We start from the raw sequence: 21558 nt of genomic DNA on the forward strand, positions 1-21558 counted from the left end.
GACACTCCATGACGGCCACCGCCCCCGCCCCCTCGCCCCTCCGACCGCCGAGCACCGTGCCGTTGGCACTCCGCCACGCGGTCCTGGTCCTGCTCGGCACCGTGCTGGCGCTGTTCGTCGGAGCCGCACCGGCTTCCGCGCACGCGGTCATCACCGCCAGCGACCCGGGCGACGGGGCGGTGGTCGCCACCGCGCCCACCCAGGTCACCCTGACCTTCTCGGAAGGGGTGGCCCTGGACGCGGACTCCATCCGTGTCATGGACCCGGGCGGCAGCCGGGTGGACACCGGTGAACTGGTCAACCTGTGCGACGGAAACGTCATCCGCTACGGGACCCCGCTGCGCGACGGGTTGGCGAACGGCACCTACACCGTCGCCTGGCAGGCGGTCTCCGCTGACAGCCACCCGGTCTCAGGCGCCTTCATCTTCTCCGTCGGAGCACCCTCCGCCACCTCCGTCGACCTTCCCGAACAGACGGCGGGTGGCGGCCCGGTGGGGGTGGCCTACGACATCGCGCGCTACGCCGCCTACGCCGGGTTCATCCTGCTCACCGGCGCCGCCGCCTTCGTCCTGCTGTGCTGGCAGCGCGGCGCGGGCCTGCGCGCGGTGCAAAAGCTCGTGGTGGTCGGCTGGGTCACCCTGACCGCGGCCACCCTCGGCATGCTGGCGCTGCGCCACCCCTACACCACCTCGGGGAACTTCTCCGACGCTTTCGACCTGTCGGGGCTCAAAGCGGTGCTGGACACCAAGAGCGGCGCCGCGCTCTCCTCCCGTCTGCTCCTGCTGGGCGCTGCGGCACTCTTCATCGCCGTACTCTTCGGTGCCTATGCACGACGGGTCGCCGCCCTGGGGACCCCGGGGCAGCAGGAGGCGGACGGCTCGGCGGAGGAAGACCCCACGGCCCGCTCCGAACTGCGTGAACTGCGCCTCGGACTGGGCGTGGGCGGTGCCATCGTGGCGGGCGGCATCGCTGCCACCTGGGCGCTGTCCGAGCACGCGTCCACCGGCGTCCAGCCCCAACTGGCCATGCCGCTGGACATCGCGCACCTGCTGGCCGTCGCCACCTGGTTCGGTGGGCTCGTCACGCTGCTGGTCGCACTGCGCCAGGTGCCCGATCTGGAGCGGTCCGCGGTGCGGGCCTTCTCCCGCATCGCATTCGGCTGCGTCTGCGTACTGGTCGCCACCGGCCTGTACCAGGCCTGGCGCCAGGTGGGCAGTTGGTCGGCGCTCACCGGCACCGGCTACGGGCAGCTCTTCCTCGTCAAGGCGGGCCTGGTCGTGGTCCTGGTCGCGGTGGCGTCGGGGTCCCGACGCTGGACCGGACGGCTCGCGGAGCTCGACCTCCAGGTGGTCGCCGTCGACGCCACCGACCGGGAGCCGGTGCCCGCCGGTTCCTCTTCGGCGGGCGGTCACACCGGCCCCGGTGTGGACCTCGCCCCGGGATCGCCCACGGAACCCGGCGCGGAGCCGGAAGCCGGGCGTGAGGTGGACCCGGCGCGAGCCGCCCAGCTCGCCCGACAGCAGGCGGCCCGCGAGAACGCCCGCGAAAGGCAACGCCGCGACGCCGACCCCGGCCGCAGCGCACTGCGGCGCTCGGTACTCACCGAGGTCGCCATCGCCTCCGTCCTCCTCGGCGTCGCCACCTTGCTCACCGGTACCGAGCCGGGACGTGCAGCCGAGCAGGAAGCCTCCCGCGCCGGGAGCGCCGCCCCCGCGGTACCCGATCGGCCGGTGAAGTTCACCCTGCCCTTCGACACCGGCGGCGAGGACGGCCGGGGCACCGCCCGCATCGAGCTCGACCCCGGTCGCACCGGAGGGAACACCCTGCACCTGTGGCTGGAGCGGACCAACGGCAAACCGTTGGACGCCCCGGAGGTCAAGGTCTCCTTCACCCTCCCCGCCAAGGACATCGGCCCGCTGTCGGCGGAGCCCGACCACGCCGGCACCGGCCACTGGCTGGCCGGCGGCATCCAGCTCCCACTGGCGGGGGAATGGCGCATCGACCTGACCGTGCGCACCTCCGACATCGACCAGACCACCGTCAACAAGACCGTCAAGATCGGCTGACCCGCGTGACCGAGAACCCTTCCGCCCCCAACCCCGTGCCTCACGTGGAGATCTCCCGCCGCAGCCTGCTGGGCACCGTCGGCGCGGCCGGTGCGACCGGTATCGCGCTGGGCGCGGTAGGTGGCGCCCTCGTCACCGGGGGCGGCGAACCGGCCGTCTCCGACAGTGCGCCCGGCGCGCTGGGCGCTACCGGCGTCGCCTTCCACGGGGACCGGCAGGCCGGCATCCTGACCCCGGTGCAGGCCAAGGGGCACCTGCTCGCCTTCGATCTCGTGCCGGGCGCCGGTCGACGCGAGGCCGCGGCGCTGCTGCGCCGCTGGTCCGCCACCGCCGGTCGGCTGATGGCGGGCGAGCCCAGTGATACCGCGGGCGGCCACGACACGGGGATCGCACTGGACGCCGGGCCGAGCTCGCTGACCGTCACCTTCGGCTTCGGCCACTCCTTCTTCGACCGCACCGGCCTCGCGGACCGCCGGCCAGCCCAGCTCAAGGCGCTGCCCGAGTTCTCAGCCGACCGCATCGACAAGGCCCGCAGCAACGGTGACCTGTGGGTGCAGATCGGCGCCGACGACGCCCTCGTGGCCTTCCACGCCCTGCGCGCCCTCCAGCAGGACGCCGCGGAGGCAGCCCGGGTGCGTTGGCAGATGAACGGTTTCAACCGTTCGCCTGGAGCCACCGCCCGCCCCATGACCGCCCGCAACCTGATGGGCCAGGTCGACGGCACCAAGAATCCCAAGCCCTCCGATGCGGACTTCGACCAGCGGATCTTCGTCCCGGACGCCGGCCCGGGCCCTGCCGCGCACGCATGGATGGGCGGCGGCTCGTACGCCGTGGTCCGGCGCATCCGAATGATGTTGGACGACTGGGAGAAGCTGGGGCTCGACCATCAGGAGCGAGTCATCGGACGCCGCAAGTCGGACGGCGCCCCGCTCACCGGCGGCACCGAGACCACCGAACCGAACCTCACCACCCTCGGACCAGACGGGAGGCCCGTCATTCCCGCCAACGCGCACGCCCGCATCTCCGCTCCCGAGCAGAACGGCGGTGCCGCCATGCTGCGGCGCCCCTTCTCCTACCACGACGGTATCGACGTCGACGGCACCCCGGACGCGGGACTGCTGTTCGTCTGCTGGCAGGCGGACCCCCAGCACGGTTTCGTACCGGTACAGCGCAAGCTCGACCGCGGCGACGCCCTCTCGGCGTTCATCCGGCACGAGAGCAGCGGCCTGTACGCGGTGCCCCGAGGACCACGGCACGGCGAGTACGTGGGACAGCGGCTGCTCGAATCGTGAACGGTCCCGGTGCGCGTTGCACCGCCCACCCACCGGGGTGAGCCGACCGGGTGAGCCCACGGCCGTCCTCCGCCGCGCACGAGCCCTTAGGCTGACCGCATGTCGGCCACTCGCTTCACCTATCTCGGTCCCGAGGGCACCTTCACGGAAGCCGCCCTGCGCACCCTCCCGGAAGCCGCGACCCGCGAGCTCGTCCCGATGGTCTCCGTGCCGGCCGCGTTGGACGCGGTGCGCAACGCGGAGGCGGCGGCGGCGCTCGTCCCCATCGAGAACTCGGTGGAGGGTGGTGTCACCGCCACCCTGGACGAGCTGGCTTCGGGCGAGCCGCTGATGATCTACCGCGAGGTGCTGCTGCCGATCAGTTTCGCTCTGCTGGTGCGACCCGGAACCGCCCTGAGCGACGTCAAGACCGTCACCGGGCATCCGGTGGCCCAGCCCCAGGTCCGCAACTGGCTGCGGGCCCATCTGCCGGAAGCGGCCTGGGAGTCGGCGGCTTCCAACGCCGACGGTGCCCGCCTGGTGCAGGAGGGGCGCTATGACGCGGCATTCGCGGGCGAGTTCGCGGCGGCCACCTACGGACTGGTGCCACTGGTCACCGAGATTCATGACGCCGACAACGCGGAGACCCGGTTCGTCCTGGTCGGGCGGCCGGCCCGGCCGGCCGCCCGCACCGGGGCCGACAAGACCTCGCTGGTGGCGTGGTTGGGTGACGACCACCCCGGAGCGTTGCTGGAACTGCTCCAGGAGTTCGCGGTGCGGGGCGTCAACCTGATGCTCATCCAGTCCCGGCCGACCGGGGCGGGCATCGGGAACTACTGTTTCGCGGTCGACGCGGAAGGCCACATCTCGGACCGCCGGGTGGGTGAGGCGCTGATGGGCCTGAAGCGGATCTGCCCGAAGGTGCGGTTCCTGGGGTCCTATCCGCGGGCGGGGGTGGCTCCCGGAGAGGTCGGGGCAGCCCGGCCGGGGACCTCGGACAGTGACTTCGTGGAGGCTGCGGACTGGCTGACTCGTTGCCTCGACGGCCGGAGCTGACCCTTGACCCGAGTTATCCACAGGCTGGCGGGGCGACCTGTGAACAAGTCGACTTCAAGAACCCCTCAAGTCGACATATCGGCCCTATGGCGCACTCTTGATCATCAACACCCCCTGCGGGCCATGTCACTCTTCCGGCATCGATCAACCCTTTGGGGCGAGATATTCCCACCCGAATGAGTGTGTGAGGGGGGTTTGACCCCCTACTTCAGCCGTCCTGGGGCCCTGGAAGGGCCATCTTTTCTACATCCACAGCCCTCGCGCACAGCCTGTGGATAATTAATGCAGGCCTCGCACAGCCTGTGGACGAACTCGCCTTCGGAACTCATCCGCCCGCCCAAAACAAGGGATCCGAGCCGACACCGATGTCCCGGGTGCCCCTTTTCGAGGAATGCTCGGGCAATACCGATTTCCCAGGGGCTACGGTCCGAACCGGCATCTTCCAGCCAGTTTCCCATTACCCACAATTGGTACATAGTGACACGCAGCGTGATATCGATGCGATCGACCGAACCCCAGCCCGGTAGCCTGGAGGGGTGATTGACCTCCGCCTGCTCCGTGAAGACCCCGACCGTGTCCGCGCCTCGCAGCGCGCCCGTGGAGAGGACGTCGAGCTTGTCGACTCCGTGCTCTCCGCCGATGAGCGGCGCAGGTCCTCCGGCGTCCGCTTCGACGAACTGCGCAACGAGCAGAAGAACCTGGGCAAGCTCATCCCCAAGGCCAGCGGCGAGGAGAAGGCCGCGCTGCTGAAGAAGGCGGGCGAACTCTCCGCAGCCGTCAAGGCCGCCGACGCCGAGCAGGCCGAGGCCGCCGAGACCGCCAAGACGCTGGCCCTGCGCCTGGGCAACATCGTGCACCCGGACGTACCGGTCGGCGGCGAAGAGGACTTCCTCGTCCTCGAAACGCACGGCACCATCCGGGACTTCGCAGCAGAAGGCTTCGAGCCCAAGGACCACCTGGAGCTCGGCGAGTCCCTCGGCGCCATCGACGTCGAACGCGGCGCCAAGGTCTCCGGCTCGCGCTTCTACTACCTCACCGGCGTCGGCGCCCTGCTGGAACTCGCCCTGGTGAACGCGGCGATCGCGCAGGCCACCGAGGCCGGCTTCATCCCGATGCTCACGCCCGCGCTGGTCCGCCCGCGCGCCATGGAGGGCACCGGCTTCCTCGGGCAGGCCGCCGAGAACGTGTACCACCTGGAGAAGGACGACTACTACCTGGTCGGCACCTCCGAGGTCCCGCTCGCCGCCTACCACATGGACGAGATCATCGAGGCCGACAAGCTGCCGCTGCGCTACGCCGGTTTCTCGCCCTGCTTCCGCCGCGAGGCCGGGACGTACGGCAAGGACACCCGAGGCATCTTCCGGGTCCACCAGTTCGACAAGGTGGAGATGTTCTCCTACGTGGCACCGCAGGAGGCCGCAGCCGAGCACCAGCGTCTCCTGGACTGGGAGAAGCAGTGGCTCACCGCCCTCGAACTTCCCTTCCAGGTCATCGACGTCGCCACCGGCGACCTCGGGTCCTCCGCCTCACGCAAGTTCGACTGCGAGGCCTGGATCCCCACCCAGGGCAAGTACCGCGAGCTGACCTCCGCCTCGAACTGCGACGGCTTCCAGGCCCGCCGCCTGTCGGTGCGCATGCGCGAGACCCACGAGGGCAAGAGCAGCGTCCAGCCGCTGGCGACGCTCAACGGCACCCTGTGCGCGGTGCCGCGCACCATCGTGGCGCTGCTGGAGAACCACCAGCAGGCGGACGGTTCCGTGCGGGTCCCGCAGGTCCTGCGCCCGTACCTCGGTGGCCGCGAGGTCCTGGAGCCGGTAGCCAAGTGACCTTCCCCTACAGCATGGTCGCGACCGACCTCGACGGCACGCTGCTGCGCTCCGACGACACGGTCTCGGAGCGCACCCGTGAAGCCCTCACCGCCGCCACCGCGGCCGGAGCGGCCCACATCGTGGTCACCGGCCGCGGCGTGGCCTGGACCCGGCACATCCTCGAAGACCTGGGGTACCGGGGAATAGCGGTCTGCGGGCAGGGTGCCCAGCTGTACGACGCCGGCGCGCACAAACTGCTCACCTCGGTGACGCTGGACCGGCAGCTGGCCGGTCTGGCGCTCTCCAAGATCGAGGCCGAGGTGGGTCCACTGGCGCTGGCGGCGAGCCGGGACGGGCTCGACGGTGAGGTCCTGGTGGGGCCGGGCTACCGGGTACAGGACGGCCCCTTGCCCTCGGTCTCCGTCAAGGACACCGCCGAGCTGTGGACCGCCCCGCTGAACAAGCTGTACATCCAGCACCCCGGCCTGGACGACGACGCACTGGCGCAGACCGCCCGTCAGCTCGTCGGCTCACTCGTGGACGTGGTGATGGCCGGCCCCGGCGTGGTGGAGATCCTCCCGTTGGGGCTGAGTAAGGCCACCGGCCTGTCGCTGGCTGCCCGTCGGCTGCGGGTGCGGGCCGCACAGACCATCGCCTTCGGCGACATGCCCAACGACATCCCCATGTTCGCTTGGGCGGCTCATGGCGTGGCGATGGCCAATGCGCACCTGGAACTCAAGAACGTGGCGAACGAGGTCACGACCTCCAACGACACCGACGGCATCGCGGTCGTCCTGGAGCGCCTGCTCGGCGCTGCCTGAAGCGGGCCGGCTCCACCCCCGCCGGCTCCACCCCGTGGGGCGCTGGGGCGGGGCCGGGACAGCCCGCGCCGTCCGGCGCGCTCGAAGCGGCTACCCCAGCCCCTGGGTCTCCCCGCTGTCCACTGTGCCGCGCGCCAAGGGCGGTTACCAGCGATTTTCGCCCGCCGCGCCCGTTCTGGTCCGGTCCGGACCGCCGGCACCCGGACGCTCTCCCGGAAGGCCGCGGGTCAGCGGCAGGGCGGTGAGGCCCACCCCGAGAGCGATGACATGCCCGAGGTCGGTGAAGCTACCGTCGTTGGCCAGCGGAACGCCGAAGACGGCGAGCACGCTCACGAGGTAGAGCCAGCGCCACGGGCCGAGGAGTCGGTAGGCGAGCACTCCGACGGCCCCCGCGATCCCGTAGCTGACCCCGATGTCCAGAACGTGGGCCATGGCCGCCGGGGCCCGGTGGGTCTCGATGGATTCCAGCACCAGCCGCTGGCTGATCAAAGTGGCGGTGACGTGCGCCATCACCACGATCACCAACCAGCGCAAGGTGCCCAACCACCTCTCCACCGGCGCCAGGAACACCTCGAACAGGACCAGGTAGAGCGGCAAGGACATCGGGTCCTCGATCCAGAAGGCACTGCTGACCAGCGACTGCACCGGATGCTGGAGCAACTGGTGGAGGTTGCTGCTGTTGCGGTGCAGCAGCAGATGGTCGAGGTGGCTGGGTGCGAGGAGCACGACCAGGCTCGTCAGGGCGATGATCAGGAACCAGATGTGGGTGCCCGGGCTTGAGCACACCCAGGAACGCACCGGCCTTGACGGCTCCGGTTCCACGGGCGGCTGCTGGGTCATCCCCCGATGATGACCCAGCCCGCCGCCAGGCGCGCGAGGGCCCCCGACCGCGCACAGGGTCGGGGGCCCTCGCCCGGCACGGGGCGGCCGGGGCTACTCCTCGCCCGCCAGGGTGAGGGTGCGCAGCTTCTGGCCGGCGTACCAGGTGGCTCCGGCGGTCACCGCGGCGAGCAGCACCACGGCGGTCGGCAGGCCCACCGAGGAGTCGATGTAGCCCTGCCCGCTCACCTTCTCGGCCAGGGCCAGAGACCACTGCTGGACGCTCAGCGTCTTCGCCCCGTCGACCAGCGAGCCGAACAGCGTCTCCCACACCAGTGCGTAGACCAGGCCGAAGACCACGGCATGCCTGCTGACCGTGCCGAGGAGCAGGAAGATGGAGCTGTACGCGATGGAGGCGACGAGCGCGGCGATGGTGTAGGCGACGGCGATCTGCTGGCCGTTGTCGTTGAGGATGAAGCCGGCGATCAGGGTGGGGACGGCGGAGAAGACCATGGTGACGGCGACGGCGACGGTCAGCTTGGTCAAGATGATCGTGGGCCGCTTCACCGGCTTGGCCAGCAGGTAGACGATCGAGCCGTCGTCGATCTCCGGGCCGATGGCGCCGGTGCCGGCGATGACGCCGATCAGCGGAACCATGGTGGCCAGCGCGAACCCGCCCAACAGGTTCGCCGCCACCTCGTCGTCGACGCCGGCGAGGGTCCGTACCGCCACGGCGATGAGCAGCAGCAGGGCGGGCAGGGCGAACAGGATCAGGGCCCGGCGGCGGCCGAGGAGGGCCTTGTAGGTGAGCCGGGCAACCGTGGGGTTGTACATCGTTGCCAGCTCCTTCAGGCCGTGACGAGGTAGGAGAAGACCGACTCTAGGGACTCGTCCGAGGGCGAGACCGTCAGCAGCCGGATGTCGTGTTCCCGCGCGACCTGCGGAAGCAGTTCGGTGAACCGACCGAAGTCGACGGCCTGCACGCGCAGTGCGCCCTCGGCGTGGTCGACCTCGATGCCCGCGGTGGACGGGTCGGCGATCAGGGCCGCGGCCAGCGCCCGGTCGTCGGAGGAACGGACGAGATAGCGGTGCGGACGGTCGGTCATCAGTCGACGAATCCGGCGGAAGTCGCCCGAAGCGGCGTGCCGGCCCGCGACGACCACCTCGATGTGGGAGGCGAGCTGCTCGACCTCCTCCAGGATGTGCGAGGAGAACAATACGGTCCGGCCGCTGTCGCCCATCCGCCGCAGCAGGTCCATCAGCTGCATGCGCTGGCGGGGGTCCATCCCGTTGAAGGGCTCGTCGAGGAGCAGCACCGAAGGATCGTGGACGAGGGCGGAGGCCATCTTCACGCGCTGGCGCATGCCCTTGGAGTACGTGGCGATCTTTCGGTCCTGCGCGTACTCCATCTCGACCGTGGCCAGCGCCCGCTGCGCCGCCCGTTCGTCGAGCCCGTGCAGTTCGGCGTTGGCGACGACGAACTCCCGACCCGTCAGGAAGTCGTACATCGACTCCCGCTCGGGCACCACGCCGATGTGCTGGTAAATGCCCTCGTTGCGCCAGATCGGCTGCCCGTCCAGGGTGACGGAGCCGGTGGACGGGGCGAGGAAGCCGCCCATCATGTTGATCAGGGTGGACTTGCCGGCGCCGTTGGGGCCGAGGAGCCCGGTGACCCCGGGGGCGATCCGCATGCTCACGTCGTTGACGGCGACGACGTTCCCGAACCACCGCGAGACGTGGTCGATGTCGATGGTGGTCACAGTCCGGCCTTCCGGTAGCGAGCCATCAGGACGCCGTAGCAGCCGGCGATGACGGCGATGACGGCCAGCAGGTAGACCATGCCCATGCCGGCACCCGGTCCGGTGCCGCCCGGGAACGCGGAGTCCGCGCCCAGGAAGGCGGTCTGCACGCCGTCGATGAGGGTGATGGGCGAGAAGAGTCCAAGCCAGGGGACCACGTCGGTGGAGCCCGTCTGATGGGCGATGGCCCGGACGGTGGAGACGGCGCCGTACGGGATCACCATGAGGGCGATCACGGCGGCGACACCGAAGCCGCGGCGCGGCGTCAACGCGGCCATCACCAGGCCGATCCCCGCGAGGAGGACGGAGAGGAGGAGCACGGAGACCAGTCCCTGAGCGAACCCCTTGGTCTGGTCCGCGAAATCGAACTTGGCGAGCAGCGCGCCGATGTACAGGACCACCAGCGGCGTGGCGGTGAGGAGGAACAGCGCCGTGGTCATCGCCGCGAACTTGGCGAGGACGTAGTCGACCCGCTCGATGGGCCGGGAGAAGTACAGCGGCACCGTCTTGAAGCGCAGGTCCAAGGAGACCGCCTGGGGGGCCTGTGCGGCCAGGTACAGGGCGATGACCATCTGGAGGAAGAGGGCGTACGCGGTGTACTTCATCGGCAGGTCCGTGGCGAGCGGGTTCGCCACCGCGACGGCGACGACGATCGCTGCGGGCAGCACCATCACTCCGAAGAGCAGCATCGGCAGCACCTTGGACTTGGCCGAGCGGCCCAGCCCGTATGCGGAGCGCAGCGACTGCGAGAAGAGGGAGCGACGGGCGTAGGCCCGGCCCAGACGGGCCCCGTCGTAGGAGCGGTAGCCGATGTTGTGGATCTGGGTGGAGGTCTCAGGCGCCATCGCGGCCGGCTCCCTTCTCGTGCGTGCCCTGGTGGGCGAACTGCGGGGCGGGGTTCGTGTCGGCCGTGCTCGGGGCGCCCTGGAAGACCTCCGCGATGTGGTGGCGGCGTTGCTCCATCCGCACCAGCCCCAGACCGAGTCCGGCGACGGTGTCGCGGACCAGGTCGTAGGTCTCTTCGCCGGTGGCTTCGATCAGCAGGATGTGCCCGGCGCCGGGCAGGCCCTGCTCCTCGCCCGCGTGGAGGCTGGCTCCGGCGGCGGTCAGTGCTTCACGGAGCGCCGCGGTGCCGTCGGGGTGGGTGTCGGAGTCGGTGACCTCGACGGCCAGGGTGGTGGTCGTGGCGGTGAAGTCGCTGGTGGAGCTGGAGCGCAGCAGCTTGCCGCCGTCGACGACCACCACGTGGTCACAGGTGCGTTCGAGCTCGCCGAGCAGGTGCGAGGTGACCAGGACCGAGATGCCGAAGTCGGTGTGGATGCGGCGGATCAGGCCGAGCATCTCGCCCCGGCCGACCGGGTCCAGACCGTTGGTGGGCTCGTCGAGGAGTACCAGTTTCGGATCGTGGACCAGAGCCTGGGCGAGCTTGACGCGCTGCTTCATGCCGGTGGAGTAGCCGCCGATGGGACGGTAGCGCTCCTCGTACAGACCGACGTGGCGCAGGGTGTCCGCCGTGCGTTCCCGGGCGGCGGTCGGAGGGAGCCCCGACATCCGTGCCATGTGCACCACGAACTCGGTGGCCGAGACGTCTGGCGGGAGGCAGTCGTGCTCGGGCATGTAGCCGACCCTCTCGCGGATGGCGCTGCCGTGCGTGGCGACGTCGAGTCCGAGGACGGTGGCGTGTCCCTCGGTGGCCGGGGACAGCCCGAGCAGGATCTTGATCAGGGTTGATTTGCCGGCTCCGTTGGCGCCCACCAGGCCGGTCACTCCCGGGCCGATGTCGAGGGAGAGCCGGTCCAGGGCGGTCACTCGGGGGTACCGCTTGCTCAGACCTTCGGTCGCGATGACTGTCACGTTCCGAACGTAGTGCCGCGGGCCCCTGCTCGGCATCAGACCTGGTGCCTGTACCTGCCTCCGACTTCAGGCGTACGGAGCCCCTACGGGCATCCGCCCTGAGGTCGCGGCGGATCCTCGGAACGGTCCGTGCACGCCCCCTTGACGTGATCTCCAAGCATTGTCACATTCATCGGTGTCAAGTTACGGGCGCGTAGGGCGACATGGACGGACGGTTGGCATGGCCGCAAGCACCTCGCAGGACGTGCGGGAGGCCCCCGTACGGGAGCTCTCCGCGGAGCTCAGAGGTTTCAGAGAGGTCCAACGGCTCGCCTACGAGTGCGCCGAGGCGGTCGCCGCGCAACTGCGTCCGGGAGTGACCGAACGGGAGGCGGCCCGGATGCAGCGCGACTGGCTGCGCGAACGGGGCGTACGGGACTGGTTCCACCTTCCGTTCGCCTGGTTCGGGGACCGGACGGCCTTCGCGGGCTTCCGAATACCGCTGCAGTTCTTCCCCACCGACCGCAAGTTGGAGGCGGGGATGCCCTTCATCCTCGACATGGCACCGGTCTACCGGGGCTACACCGCCGACATCGGGTACTCGGGCTGCCTCGGCCTCAACCCCGTGCACGACCGGCTGCTCGCCGACCTAAGGGCCCACCGGGAGCTGATCCTCGCCGAGGTCCGCGAACGACGTTCGCTGCGCGAGATCTACGAGAACGTCGAGCGGCTGATGGTCGAGCAGGGCCACACGAACCGGCACCGCGCCTACCCCTTCGGAGTCATCGCGCACAAGATCGGACGGGTCCGTGAACGACGTTGGTCCCCGACCGCCTTCGGCTTCGGCACCCAAGCCCTGAAGGGCCTGCTCAGCGATGCTCTGCACGGGCACCGCGAGGGCTGGTCGCCGTTGTGGAGCCCGTACCGTTTCTCCGACCACCCACCCCGGCCGGGGCTGTGGGCGGTGGAACCGCACCTGGGATTCCGCGGGACCGGAGCGAAGTTCGAGGAGATCCTCGTGGTCACCGACTCCGCGGACCCCGAGGAGAGCGCGTTCTGGCTGGACGACGATCTGCCGCACGTGCGGCGCTGGGCGGAGGGTCTGTGATGGCACGGCTTCAGGGCATCGAAGGGGCGCGTGAGCGCCGGGTGCGCTCCGGCGAGGTGGAGCTCTGCGTCGCCGAGCTCGGCGAGGCGGGACGACCCGTGGTGCTGCTCCTGCACGGCTACCCGGACACCAAGGAGGTGTGGTCCGAGATCGCGCCGCAACTGGCGACCCGCTTCCACGTGGTGCTGTACGACGTCCGCGGACACGGCCGGTCCACCGCCCCCGCGCCGCTGCGGGGCGGGTTCACCCTGGCCAAGCTCACCGAGGACTTCCTGGCCGTCGTCGACGCCGTCAGCCCGGACCGTTCGGTTCACCTCGTCGGACATGACTGGGGATCGGTCCAGGGCTGGGAGTTCACCACGGTGCGACAGGCCGAGGGGCGGATCGCGTCCTTCACCTCGATGTGCGGGCCGTCCCTCGACCACTTCGGTCACTGGATAAAGAAGCGACTGGCCCGGCCTACCCCGCGCCGGACCGCCCAACTGCTCGGCCAGGGCGCGAAGTCCTGGTACGTGTACCTGCTGCACACCCCCGCCCTGCCCGAAATGGCCTGGCGAGGACCGCTCGGCAAACGGTGGCCCGGGCTGCTGCGCCGAGCGGAGCGGATCAGCGACACCGGGTACCCCACCGCGTCCCTGCCCTCGGACGCCGCCCACGGAGCCTGGCTGTACCGCGACAACGTCCGGGCCCGGCTCCGCCAGCCCCGGGCCGACGCATACGCCCATGCACCGGTGCAACTGATCACCCCTACCGGGGACGCCTTCCTCTCCGAGCGGCTCTACGACGACCTGGAACTGTGGGCACCTTCCCTCCTGCGACGCACTCTGCCCGCCCGACACTGGATGCCCCGGACCCGGCCCGACCAGTTGGCCGCCTGGATCACCGAGTTCGTCACGGCCCAGGAACGTCCCGGCCCGGCCGGCGCCCCGGCTCCGGCGGGCCGGTACGCCGACCGGTTCGGCGGTCAGCTGGTACTGGTCACCGGCGCGGCCAGCGGCATCGGCCGGGCCACCGCATTCGCCTTCGCCGAAGCGGGTGCCCGGGTGGTCGCGGTGGACCGGGACGGACAGGGCGCTACCCGGACCGCTGAGCTCGCCCACTTGATCGGGGCGCCGCAGGCCTGGGGCGAGGCAGTCGACGTCAGCGACGAGGCGGCGATGGAGAAGCTCGCTGCGAAGGTGGCCGCGGAGTACGGGGTCGTGGACGTCCTGGTCAACAACGCCGGGATCGGGCTGTCGGGATCCTTCTTCGACACCTCGACCGAGGACTGGAAGAAGGTCCTGGATGTGAACCTGTGGGGGGTCATCCACGGCTGCCGGGCCTTCGGCAAGCAGATGGCAGACCGCGGGCAGGGCGGGCACATCGTCAACACCGCTTCCGCCGCGGCCTTCCTGCCGTCTAGAGCGCTACCGGCGTACAGCACTTCCAAGGCGGCCGTGCTGATGCTCAGCGAGTGCCTGCGCGCCGAGCTCGCCGGCCAGGGCATCGGAGTCTCCGCGATCTGCCCCGGCATCGTCAACACCAACATCACCGCCACCACCCGCTTCGCCGGAGTAGACGAGGCGGAGCAGCAGCGGAGGCAGCAGAAGTCCTCCCGGCTCTACGGCCTGCGCAACTTCCCTCCCGAGAAGGTGGCCGAGGCGATCTTGCGGGCGGTGGTCCGCAACGAGGCCGTGGTGCCGGTGACACCCGAGGCCCGTGGCGTGCACTGGATGTCGCGCTTCACCCCCCGGGCCCTGCGGCTGATCGCCCGGAAGGAACCGAAGCTATGAGGGGCGAGCGGGCCCGGAAGGAGCCCGCCACGGCCGTTTCCGGTTGTACTCACCGGACGTACCATCCCTCGCAGGAGGGCTCGGCGCACACCGCCTCGGGTCTTTCGTAGCACACGTGAGGGGGTTCGGTCTTGTCCGGGCAGTCAGCAGTGGCGGAGTACCGAATCGAGGATCTGGCGCACCACAGTGGGGCCACCGTGCGGACCATCCGCGCCTACCAGGACCGTGGGCTGCTGCCACGACCGGAGCGGCGCGGGCGGTCCAACGTGTACCGCGACACCCACCTGGCCCGGCTTCGCCAGATCGCCGACCTCCTCGACCGCGGCTACACCCTGGCCTCCATAAAGGAGCTCCTGGAGGCCTGGGACGCGGGACGCGGGTTGGGCGGCGTGCTGGGCCTGGTAGCCGAAGTGCACGGGCCGTGGTCGGACGAGGAAGCGGTCCGGGTCAGCCGGTCCGAGCTGGATGAACGCTTCGGTGGGGATCCGGACGACGCGGCAGTCGAGGAGGCCTGCGCGCTGGGTGTGCTGGAGCCGGTTCCCGGGTTTGAGGACGAGTTCCTCGTCCCGAGCCCGCAGCAACTGGCAGTTGCGGCCGAGCTGTACGCCGCCGGGGTTCCGCTACCCGCGATCACCGGGCACCTGCGGGAGTTGCGGACGCAGGTGGAGCACATCGCGACGCGGTTCTTGGAATTCACCACCGAGTACGTCTTCGCGCGCTACCTCGGCCAGCGACCCCCGACGGACGCGGACGCAGGTGAGGCGGCTGCGCTGGTGCGGCGGCTGAGGCCGCTGGCGCAGCAGACTGTGGACGCGGAACTGGCCCGCGCGATGCAGCAGTTCGCCACCCGCCACCTCCAACAACATCTGTCTTCGGCTCCGTTGCCAGCGCGGCAACCGCCCACTCCGGTGGCGCTGCCGGCGGAGACGGTCCGCGCCGTACGCTCTCTGGTGGGGGTCGAGCAGGTCGCCGCCTTCGTGACCGCCGCCACGGAACGCGAGTTGCAGGCCCGCACCATGAACGAGCTGGCGCGCAGAAGCACGGAGTAGGATCATCGGCCGGTCCTGCGTAGACCCTGGAGACTGCCCGGAGTTACCCACAGCCACGCCGAGCAATTCCGGCATTTACCTTCGAATGGGCTGTGGGCAAGCTGCCGGATCTGTGGATCAGTCAACTCGCCTTGCGGTAAACCCCCTTGGCTCCCTCGGCGACCTCAACCGGCACCGGGCGCGCCACCGCTCGCGGATGGCCGCGCCCGTAGAGAGCCGACGCCACCACGAACCCGAGCGCGAGCCGACACCCGGCTGCCTCACCCCGGAAGCCACGGGGGTGCTCACCCCGCCCGCAGAAAAGCGCTGGTGGAAACCCGTCCGACCCACTTCATCCGGGTCTTGTCCGCCAGATGGGCGTCGGCGGCTTCCCGGACCCCCGGCCAGCGGGCGTCGCCGTAGTCGTCGAGGACCACGATCGCCCCGGTCGCCGCGATCTGCTCGGCCCACTCCAGGTCCCGGGCCACGCCGTCCCGCGTGTGATCACCATCAATGACGATCACTCCGTACAGGCGGTCGGAAAGGGCCTCCCGCACGGTCGGATCCTCCGAGAAGCCGCGGTGCAGACGGATCCGCTGCGACTCCACACCGGCATAGCGCAGATTGGCCCGTACCACCGCTTCGGTGATCGGGGTACCCGAAGGGTCCCGAGTGATCTCCATACCCGGCTGGAGCTGTACCGGAGCGAGAGGGTCCACGATCGTGAGCTGGTAGTCCAGCCCCCGGCGCAGCAGCTGGCGGACCAGTCCGCCCGCGAAGAGCCCGTACAGCGTGCCGATTTCAAGGATCTCGCCCTGCGGCGGGCCGAGTAGCGGGGTAGTGGCGAGCTTCCCGAGGATGTTCGCCGTGGAACCGGCGATCCGGCCCACCCCGCGAGACTCCACCTCCACCAAGGTGCGAAATGCCTGCGCGGTCTCGTTCCAAGCGCCCGGGCGCCCGGCGACGGCGGCGATCTCGTCGGCAAGCTTCTTGAACGCCTGTCGACTGGGCATCCGGTCGTTGAGGCGGCCGTCCTTCCCGTAGAGGAGCTCAAGAGCGAAGGGCTGCTGCTGATGGGAAGCCAGTTGGTCCTGAGTTGCCCGCAACTCCTGACGCAGTTGCTCGATCTCACGATCGGCGGTACGAACCCGCCGATCGATGCGACGGTCGATCCGCTCAAGAACGGGCTGGAGAAGGCGACGAGCAGGTCGTACGCGCAAAGGGACTTCGGTCATTTCGTTCTCCTGGGGGCGGACCGTTTCACGTGAAACGACGCTAGGAGTTCACGCTCACGCCCAGAAGGACCATGGGCCGAAGTTCGCGCGCTGATCTCCGCTCAACCACCGCCCGTACGCGCCCTGTTCACGGTCCGGTCGCTGGTGGTATGACAAGCGGCGAACGGGTCGGCTCAGCTCAGAACTAGCACGGGCACTCCACGGCGTCCCAGCGCTGAACGCTCCGAGGGGCTCAAGGGGAGGCGACCCGTACCCTTGCGCAGGAAGGTCATGCGGTCCCAGCCGAGCACCGGAACATACGGAGCACCGGTATTGCCCAACAGCAGGCCCGCTACCAGTTCGGCGGCCTCATCCGTCGACCACGGCTCGTGATCCAGGCCGTGGGCCACGTCCAGTCCGTGTACGCACACCTCCACGACCGTGGCAGTGAGGCAGTCCTCCCTCCGGACGGCCTCACCAAGCCGGGTGGACACCAGTCGGCCGGTCGACTGTCCGTCACACCGGGTGATGGCCGCACGCCAGGCAGCATCGAAGTGATCCGCCAGCTCCTGACCACTGCTGAACGCGCCCGCGGCCCGTTCGACAGCGTCCTCACGGGCCGCGCTGACCGCCGGGGAACAGTGGCCCCCGGCGCCGTGGCACCCAAAGGGCGAGGGTAGAGCCGGACCTCGGGGTTCGGGCTCCTGGAGCATCCTGTCCAGCTGCTCCACGGCCAAGGTCACATGCGCGAGGACCTCGCGCACCGTCCAAGGAGCACACAGGGTGGGCCGCTCCCACTCTCCCTCCGGCAACCCGCTCACCCGCTCGTACAAGCGCCCAGCCTCGGCCCGCAGGGCCGCCACCACCTGCTCCATCCCCCCAGCCTAGGGAGCCATCGCCCCCAACCGCCGGGATTCCGGACAACTGGGTGCCGGATCCAGCGGCGCGGCGAACAGGAGTCGCTGGTCAGAGAGAACCCAGGGGCAACATCCAGCCACCAGGGCCACAGCCGTACAGACGATCGGGGACGCCAGAGCGTGAAGAGCCAGCCCGGGCAAGGGGCATCGGGCAGCACAGAAACACGACCACGCCCGATGCCCCACCGATCACCGCAGCTGCGAAAGCGCCTCCGTGGCGATCTTCTCGAACACGCTCTGGTCCGCCGCGAAATCGGATTCGGGGATGGGCCAGTGGAGGACGAGCTCCGTGAAACCGAGCTCAACGTGCCTGCCGGCGAAGTCCACGAAGGCATCCACCGAACCCAGCAGTTCGCTGCGCTCCGGGGTGAATCCGGTGAGCAGAACCTTGTCGATCGAGGCCACGTCCCTGCCGGCTTCCGCACATGCCTTGCCGAGCTTCGCCACCTGGCCCCGGAGCGCCTCCACCGACTGCTCGGCGGTGCCCTCCTCGAAGAGCTTCGGGTCTCCGGTGGTCACCCAGGCCTGCCCGTACCGCGCAGCCAGCTTGAACCCGCGCGGACCGGTAGCGGCAACTGCGAAGGGCAGTCGGGGACGCTGGACACAGCCGGGGATGTTGCGTGCCTCGTCGGCGCGGTAGTGCGCGCCCGTGTACGTCACCGCGTCCTCGGTGAGCAGGCGGTCGAGGAGGGGGAGGAACTCTCCGAAGCGGTCGGCACGCTCGCGCGGTGTCCAGGCTTCCTGGCCCAGCACCGTGGCGTCGAACCCATTGCCGCCGGCGCCGATCCCCAAGGTGACCCGCCCCCCGGAGACGTCGTCCAAGGAGATCAGCTCCTTGGCGAGCGTCACCGGATGCCGGAAGTTCGGTGAGGTCACGAGGGTGCCAAGGCGCATCCGCTCGGTGACGGTCGCCGCGGCGGTGAGAGTGGGCAGGGCCCCGAACCACGGCCCGTCCCGGAACGACCGCCAGGACAGGTGGTCGTAGGTGTACGCGGCGTGGAACCCGAGGTCTTCGGCCCGTCGCCAGGTCTTCTGTCCCTCGCTCCACCGGTGGATGGGGAGGATCACGGTGCTCAGACGCATGACCCCGACGATACGCGGGCTTGCCACCGCCATGGGAATGCCGGTGGAGCAGCTTCGGGCAGCCACGCTGACGTCGCGATGCGGGCCGCTACCGTGGCGTCATGGGCATGCTGGACAGGGCCGAGCTTGAGGCCATGATCGACGAGGCCACGGTGGACGCCTACGGCGAGGACGAGCAACGGACCGGTCTGTTCACCATGCTTGAGGAACACCTCGCTCTGCCCTTCACCACCACGGTTCTCGGTGTCGAGGTGACGGTGTGCGGCTTCGACCTCACGCCCGACGGCAGGATCGTCGCCTTGTGCTCTCGCGGTCGCGTCCGGCAGCCGATCGGGATCCTGGATCTGCCGTTGCCCAGCCCGCCGCCCGAGGGGTCGGAGTGGATCGAGGCGTACCGCCATTGGGTCGGCTGAGGCGGGATGTCTCCCGTCCACGCCGAAACCGTCTTCTACGAAAGGGCTGAACGTTGGCTGAGGCCGCACAGGGCGCGCATCAGGGTGCCGGTGAACCATCACTGGACGATCTCATCGATCACAGCGCCGAGTTGAAGGGTGACCTCGTCGCCTTCGCTCAGAGTGCCCGCTTCGACCGGTGGCTGACGCCCCTCCTGCTGGAGGCCGCAGGGCCCGCAGGGCAGCTGGACGAAGGTGAGGCGATCCGGATCACCGATCACTTCATCCTGCGGTACCGCTTGCCGGATGGTTCGACCCTGGTGGACCGGTTCGTCGCCGGTCGGAAGGACTTGACCGCGACCGACCGGGAGATGCTGCTCGGCTGGCGTGACCCGGTCGAGGGCATCTTCGAGATCCGGCGTAAGGAAGGGGATGCCGTCGTCCTGCTCAACCTGGTCGACGACCTGGAGTACCGCACCTACTCGAACGTCGGGCGGGCGGCATTTCGCGGAGTGTCCACGGGAGGATTCCTCCACACCTGCCTGGTACCCGTCCGCTCGGCAGGCGGGGCGTGGTTGGTGTCCGGGGCGATGACGAGCTACCCCAGGTCCAGCGCCACCGAGATCGCCCAGGCAGCTCTGCAACTGGCCACGCACCACCCCGAGCTGGTCTTCCGCAATGCCGAGAAGACCGAGCAGGGCTGGCAGCGGATGCGGGAGGACCGGGCTGCGTTCATCGAGTTCTGCGGTGGCGACGAACTGGTCCTTCCTCCTGCCGAGGCCGAGGACCTCCTCAACGCCTACTACCGCCGCCGCCGGGAGATCACCGTCGCGGGACGGTCCGGCTCCGCCCGAAACCGGCGGCGCCCCGGCCCGGACGTGCCCTCCTTCGAGCTGCCGTCAGAACTGGCGGGTTCGGACACTGTCGGAGTCATCTACGACCAGGTCGACGGGCTCAACTTCTACGCCGACTACGGGATGCTGAGGGACCTCTTCGCCGATCCGGCCCTCGCGGGCCGCAGACAGCACCAGGACCTGTTGCGCACGTACCTGCGCGAGGAGTCGATCACACCGCTGCCGATCCGCCGTCTGGCCGCCGCTCATCCGGAGACAGCGGACGGCGTGTTCCGCAAGCTCCTGCGGAAGCCCGGATTCACCTGGAGCGAGCATGGCGAGGCGCTGCTGCGCCGGCGCAAGCTCTGGTACTACGAAAGCGATCCGCGCCCCGGGGTGTCCGTCATCGGCGACCGTCTGAGTGAGCTGCTGGGCGCGGGACGGCGCTGAGCTCGTACGCGGAGAAGCCCGGCAGGCAGCGCGCATACCGCAGTATGCTGACTCCATGGCTGATACGACCCGCATCACGGTCACTCTGCCCACCGAGCAGGTGGCGGAGCTGAAAAGGCTCACGGACAACGTCTCCGGCTACGTCGCGGAGGCGGTTGCCCGCCAGATCAGACACCAGCTGCTCGGTGAGGAACTGCGCCGCTATGAGGAGGAACACGGCGCGTTCACTGACGAGGAGCTGGCTGCGGCCCAGACCAGAATCTTCGGCACGGGCGAGCACGAGGAGTCGGCGAGCGCCGCGTGAACAATCGCCTTGAGACCGTCGTACTGGATTCCCACGGGTTGTCCGCCTGGATCTCGCAGGATCGGGCCGTGCTCGCGATGATCCGCTCCTTCCATTCGATGGCTGCCGATCTCGTCGTCTGCGCCAACACCATCGTGGAGGTCATGCACGCCCGGGTGAACACACCCCGACTGAACTGGGTGCTTTCCCAGGTCAAGGTGGAAGCGGTGACAGAGCAGGCGGCCAGGGACGCCGCCGGGCTGCTGAAAGAGGCCGGCCTGCACGGCCACAGGTACCCGATCGATGCCACCGTCGCCGAGCTCGCGCTCCGCCAGCCAGGCCCGGTGGCCATGCTCACGTCGGACGTCGACGACATGGCCAAGCTGTGCGCTAACCGCGTGCGACTCATCGCGATCTGATCCGCTTCGGTCGAGACCACACGCCCCCGACGCACGTCTTCCCAGTTCAGGCCGCGATGGGCGAACGAGGCTCGACCGAGGTGACGAGGGTGCCACGGCGCATCCGCTCGGTGATGGTCGCCGCGGCGGTGAGAGTGGGCAGGGCCCCGAACCACGGCCCGTCCCGGAACGACCGCCAGGACAGGTGGTCGTAGGTGTACGCGGCGTGGAACCCGAGGTCTTCACCCGAGGTCTTCGGCCCGTCGCCAGGTCTTCTGTCCCTCGCTCCACCGGTGGATGAGGAGGATCACGGTGCTCAGACGCATGCCCCCCACGAGACGCGGGCTTGCGGGCTGCGCAGGTACCTGCGCGAGGAGTCGATCGGACCACTGCCGATCCGCCGTCCGGCCGTCGCTCACCCGGAGGCGGCGGACGTCGTGTTCCGCAAGCTCCTGCGGAAACCCGGGTTCACCTGGAGCTGGCACGACGTGGCGCTGCTGCGCCGACGGAAGCCCTAGACGAGTCATTCCGAATGCTGACGGTGCGTTTGGGAACGCAGACAGGGCGTCCAAGATCGATCTGTGACGAATGACCTGGACGCCCTGCT

Annotated in this window: 21 protein-coding genes and 1 pseudogene; 13 read left to right on the top strand and 9 right to left on the bottom strand. The window is 69.6% G+C overall.

What is annotated here, in order from left to right; translation table 11 throughout:
* Positions 1 to 8: 8 nt before the first annotated feature.
* From ACFYMC_RS25560 to ACFYMC_RS25580, 5 genes are all read left to right on the top strand, one after another.
* The gene (locus ACFYMC_RS25560) at positions 9 to 2066 is read left to right on the top strand and encodes a copper resistance CopC/CopD family protein (RefSeq protein WP_388529258.1); all 2058 of its coding nucleotides are present in this window, start codon (positions 9 to 11) and stop codon (positions 2064 to 2066) included.
* The gene (gene efeB, locus ACFYMC_RS25565) at positions 1991 to 3358 is read left to right on the top strand and encodes an iron uptake transporter deferrochelatase/peroxidase subunit (RefSeq protein ID WP_388529260.1); all 1368 of its coding nucleotides are present in this window, start codon (positions 1991 to 1993) and stop codon (positions 3356 to 3358) included. Before ACFYMC_RS25560 ends, efeB begins: the two co-directional genes overlap by 76 nt.
* A 99-nt stretch (positions 3359 to 3457) precedes the next feature.
* Positions 3458 to 4393, top strand: coding sequence for a prephenate dehydratase (gene pheA / locus ACFYMC_RS25570; protein ID WP_388529262.1), 936 nt, complete (start codon positions 3458 to 3460; stop codon positions 4391 to 4393).
* Positions 4394 to 4929: 536 nt separating this feature from the next.
* Positions 4930 to 6219 carry a serine--tRNA ligase gene (serS, locus tag ACFYMC_RS25575; protein ID WP_388529264.1) on the top strand — a complete coding sequence of 430 codons (1290 nt, stop codon included), beginning with the start codon at positions 4930 to 4932 and terminating at the stop codon, positions 6217 to 6219.
* Complete coding sequence (locus ACFYMC_RS25580) at positions 6216 to 7022, top strand: HAD-IIB family hydrolase (RefSeq protein WP_388529266.1); 807 nt, start codon at positions 6216 to 6218, stop codon at positions 7020 to 7022. The genes serS and ACFYMC_RS25580 overlap by 4 nt, the downstream gene beginning before the upstream one ends.
* 144 nt (positions 7023 to 7166) lie before the next feature.
* Here ACFYMC_RS25580 and ACFYMC_RS25585 read toward each other — a convergent pair whose 3' ends face one another.
* The 5 genes from ACFYMC_RS25585 to ACFYMC_RS25605 form a co-directional block, all read right to left on the bottom strand.
* Positions 7167 to 7862 (bottom strand): rhomboid-like protein, encoded by a 696-nt coding sequence (locus ACFYMC_RS25585; RefSeq protein WP_388529268.1) that lies wholly within the window; start codon positions 7860 to 7862, stop codon positions 7167 to 7169.
* A 93-nt stretch (positions 7863 to 7955) separates the two neighbouring features.
* Positions 7956 to 8675 (bottom strand): ABC transporter permease subunit, encoded by a 720-nt coding sequence (locus ACFYMC_RS25590; protein ID WP_388529270.1) that lies wholly within the window; start codon positions 8673 to 8675, stop codon positions 7956 to 7958.
* 14 nt (positions 8676 to 8689) lie between these two features.
* Positions 8690 to 9601: an ABC transporter ATP-binding protein gene (locus ACFYMC_RS25595; protein WP_388529271.1), complete on the bottom strand. Its 912-nt coding sequence runs from the start codon at positions 9599 to 9601 to the stop codon at positions 8690 to 8692.
* Positions 9598 to 10485 (bottom strand): ABC transporter permease, encoded by an 888-nt coding sequence (locus ACFYMC_RS25600; RefSeq protein ID WP_388529273.1) that lies wholly within the window; start codon positions 10483 to 10485, stop codon positions 9598 to 9600. Before ACFYMC_RS25600 ends, ACFYMC_RS25595 begins: the two co-directional genes overlap by 4 nt.
* Complete coding sequence (locus tag ACFYMC_RS25605) at positions 10475 to 11530, bottom strand: ABC transporter ATP-binding protein (protein WP_388529275.1); 1056 nt, start codon at positions 11528 to 11530, stop codon at positions 10475 to 10477. Before ACFYMC_RS25605 ends, ACFYMC_RS25600 begins: the two co-directional genes overlap by 11 nt.
* Before the next feature lie 184 nt (positions 11531 to 11714).
* Between ACFYMC_RS25605 and ACFYMC_RS25610 the strand changes: the two genes are divergently transcribed.
* From ACFYMC_RS25610 to ACFYMC_RS25620, 3 genes are all read left to right on the top strand, one after another.
* Positions 11715 to 12581, top strand: a complete 867-nt coding sequence (locus ACFYMC_RS25610) for a M24 family metallopeptidase (RefSeq protein WP_388529277.1) — start codon at positions 11715 to 11717, stop codon at positions 12579 to 12581.
* Positions 12581 to 14353, top strand: coding sequence for an SDR family oxidoreductase (locus ACFYMC_RS25615; protein ID WP_388529279.1), 1773 nt, complete (start codon positions 12581 to 12583; stop codon positions 14351 to 14353). Before ACFYMC_RS25610 ends, ACFYMC_RS25615 begins: the two co-directional genes overlap by 1 nt.
* Positions 14354 to 14484: 131 nt before the next feature.
* Positions 14485 to 15402: a MerR family transcriptional regulator gene (locus tag ACFYMC_RS25620; protein ID WP_388529281.1), complete on the top strand. Its 918-nt coding sequence runs from the start codon at positions 14485 to 14487 to the stop codon at positions 15400 to 15402.
* 284 nt (positions 15403 to 15686) lie between these two features.
* On the opposite strand, the gene ACFYMC_RS25625 is transcribed toward ACFYMC_RS25620, so the two are convergent.
* The 3 genes from ACFYMC_RS25625 to ACFYMC_RS25635 form a co-directional block, all read right to left on the bottom strand.
* Positions 15687 to 16616 (bottom strand): class I SAM-dependent methyltransferase, encoded by a 930-nt coding sequence (locus tag ACFYMC_RS25625; RefSeq protein ID WP_388529283.1) that lies wholly within the window; start codon positions 16614 to 16616, stop codon positions 15687 to 15689.
* Between the two features lie 173 nt (positions 16617 to 16789).
* On the bottom strand, positions 16790 to 17470 hold the full coding sequence (locus tag ACFYMC_RS25630) for a maleylpyruvate isomerase family mycothiol-dependent enzyme (RefSeq protein ID WP_388529284.1): 681 nt from the start codon (positions 17468 to 17470) through the stop codon (positions 16790 to 16792).
* A gap of 231 nt (positions 17471 to 17701) precedes the next feature.
* Positions 17702 to 18595 carry an LLM class flavin-dependent oxidoreductase gene (locus tag ACFYMC_RS25635; RefSeq protein ID WP_388529286.1) on the bottom strand — a complete coding sequence of 298 codons (894 nt, stop codon included), beginning with the start codon at positions 18593 to 18595 and terminating at the stop codon, positions 17702 to 17704.
* Between the two features lie 101 nt (positions 18596 to 18696).
* Here ACFYMC_RS25635 and ACFYMC_RS25640 point away from each other — a divergent pair, with 101 nt between their 5' ends.
* Genes ACFYMC_RS25640 through ACFYMC_RS25655 form a run of 4 tightly spaced genes read left to right on the top strand, consistent with a single transcriptional unit; the run spans position 18697 to position 20972 of the window.
* Positions 18697 to 19008, top strand: a complete 312-nt coding sequence (locus tag ACFYMC_RS25640) for a hypothetical protein (protein ID WP_388529287.1) — start codon at positions 18697 to 18699, stop codon at positions 19006 to 19008.
* A gap of 53 nt (positions 19009 to 19061) precedes the next feature.
* Positions 19062 to 20270: a hypothetical protein gene (locus ACFYMC_RS25645; protein WP_388529289.1), complete on the top strand. Its 1209-nt coding sequence runs from the start codon at positions 19062 to 19064 to the stop codon at positions 20268 to 20270.
* Positions 20271 to 20325: 55 nt separating this feature from the next.
* Positions 20326 to 20574 (top strand): hypothetical protein, encoded by a 249-nt coding sequence (locus tag ACFYMC_RS25650; RefSeq protein WP_388529291.1) that lies wholly within the window; start codon positions 20326 to 20328, stop codon positions 20572 to 20574.
* Positions 20571 to 20972 (top strand): DNA-binding protein, encoded by a 402-nt coding sequence (locus ACFYMC_RS25655; RefSeq protein WP_388529292.1) that lies wholly within the window; start codon positions 20571 to 20573, stop codon positions 20970 to 20972. Before ACFYMC_RS25650 ends, ACFYMC_RS25655 begins: the two co-directional genes overlap by 4 nt.
* 55 nt (positions 20973 to 21027) lie before the next feature.
* On the opposite strand, the pseudogene ACFYMC_RS25660 reads toward ACFYMC_RS25655, so the two are convergent.
* A pseudogene (locus ACFYMC_RS25660) lies at positions 21028 to 21277 on the bottom strand (LLM class flavin-dependent oxidoreductase); the annotation flags it as partial.
* On the opposite strand from ACFYMC_RS25660, the gene ACFYMC_RS25665 reads away from it, so the two are divergent.
* A complete protein-coding gene (locus tag ACFYMC_RS25665; RefSeq protein WP_388529296.1) occupies positions 21245 to 21469 on the top strand; it encodes a hypothetical protein in 225 nt (74 codons plus the stop codon). The pseudogene ACFYMC_RS25660 and the gene ACFYMC_RS25665 overlap by 33 nt on opposite strands.
* Positions 21470 to 21558 lie beyond the last annotated feature (89 nt).

Source organism: Streptomyces sp. NPDC006879 (assembly GCF_042869595.1).
In the GTDB taxonomy this organism is placed as follows: Bacteria; Actinomycetota; Actinomycetes; order Streptomycetales; family Streptomycetaceae; genus Streptomyces.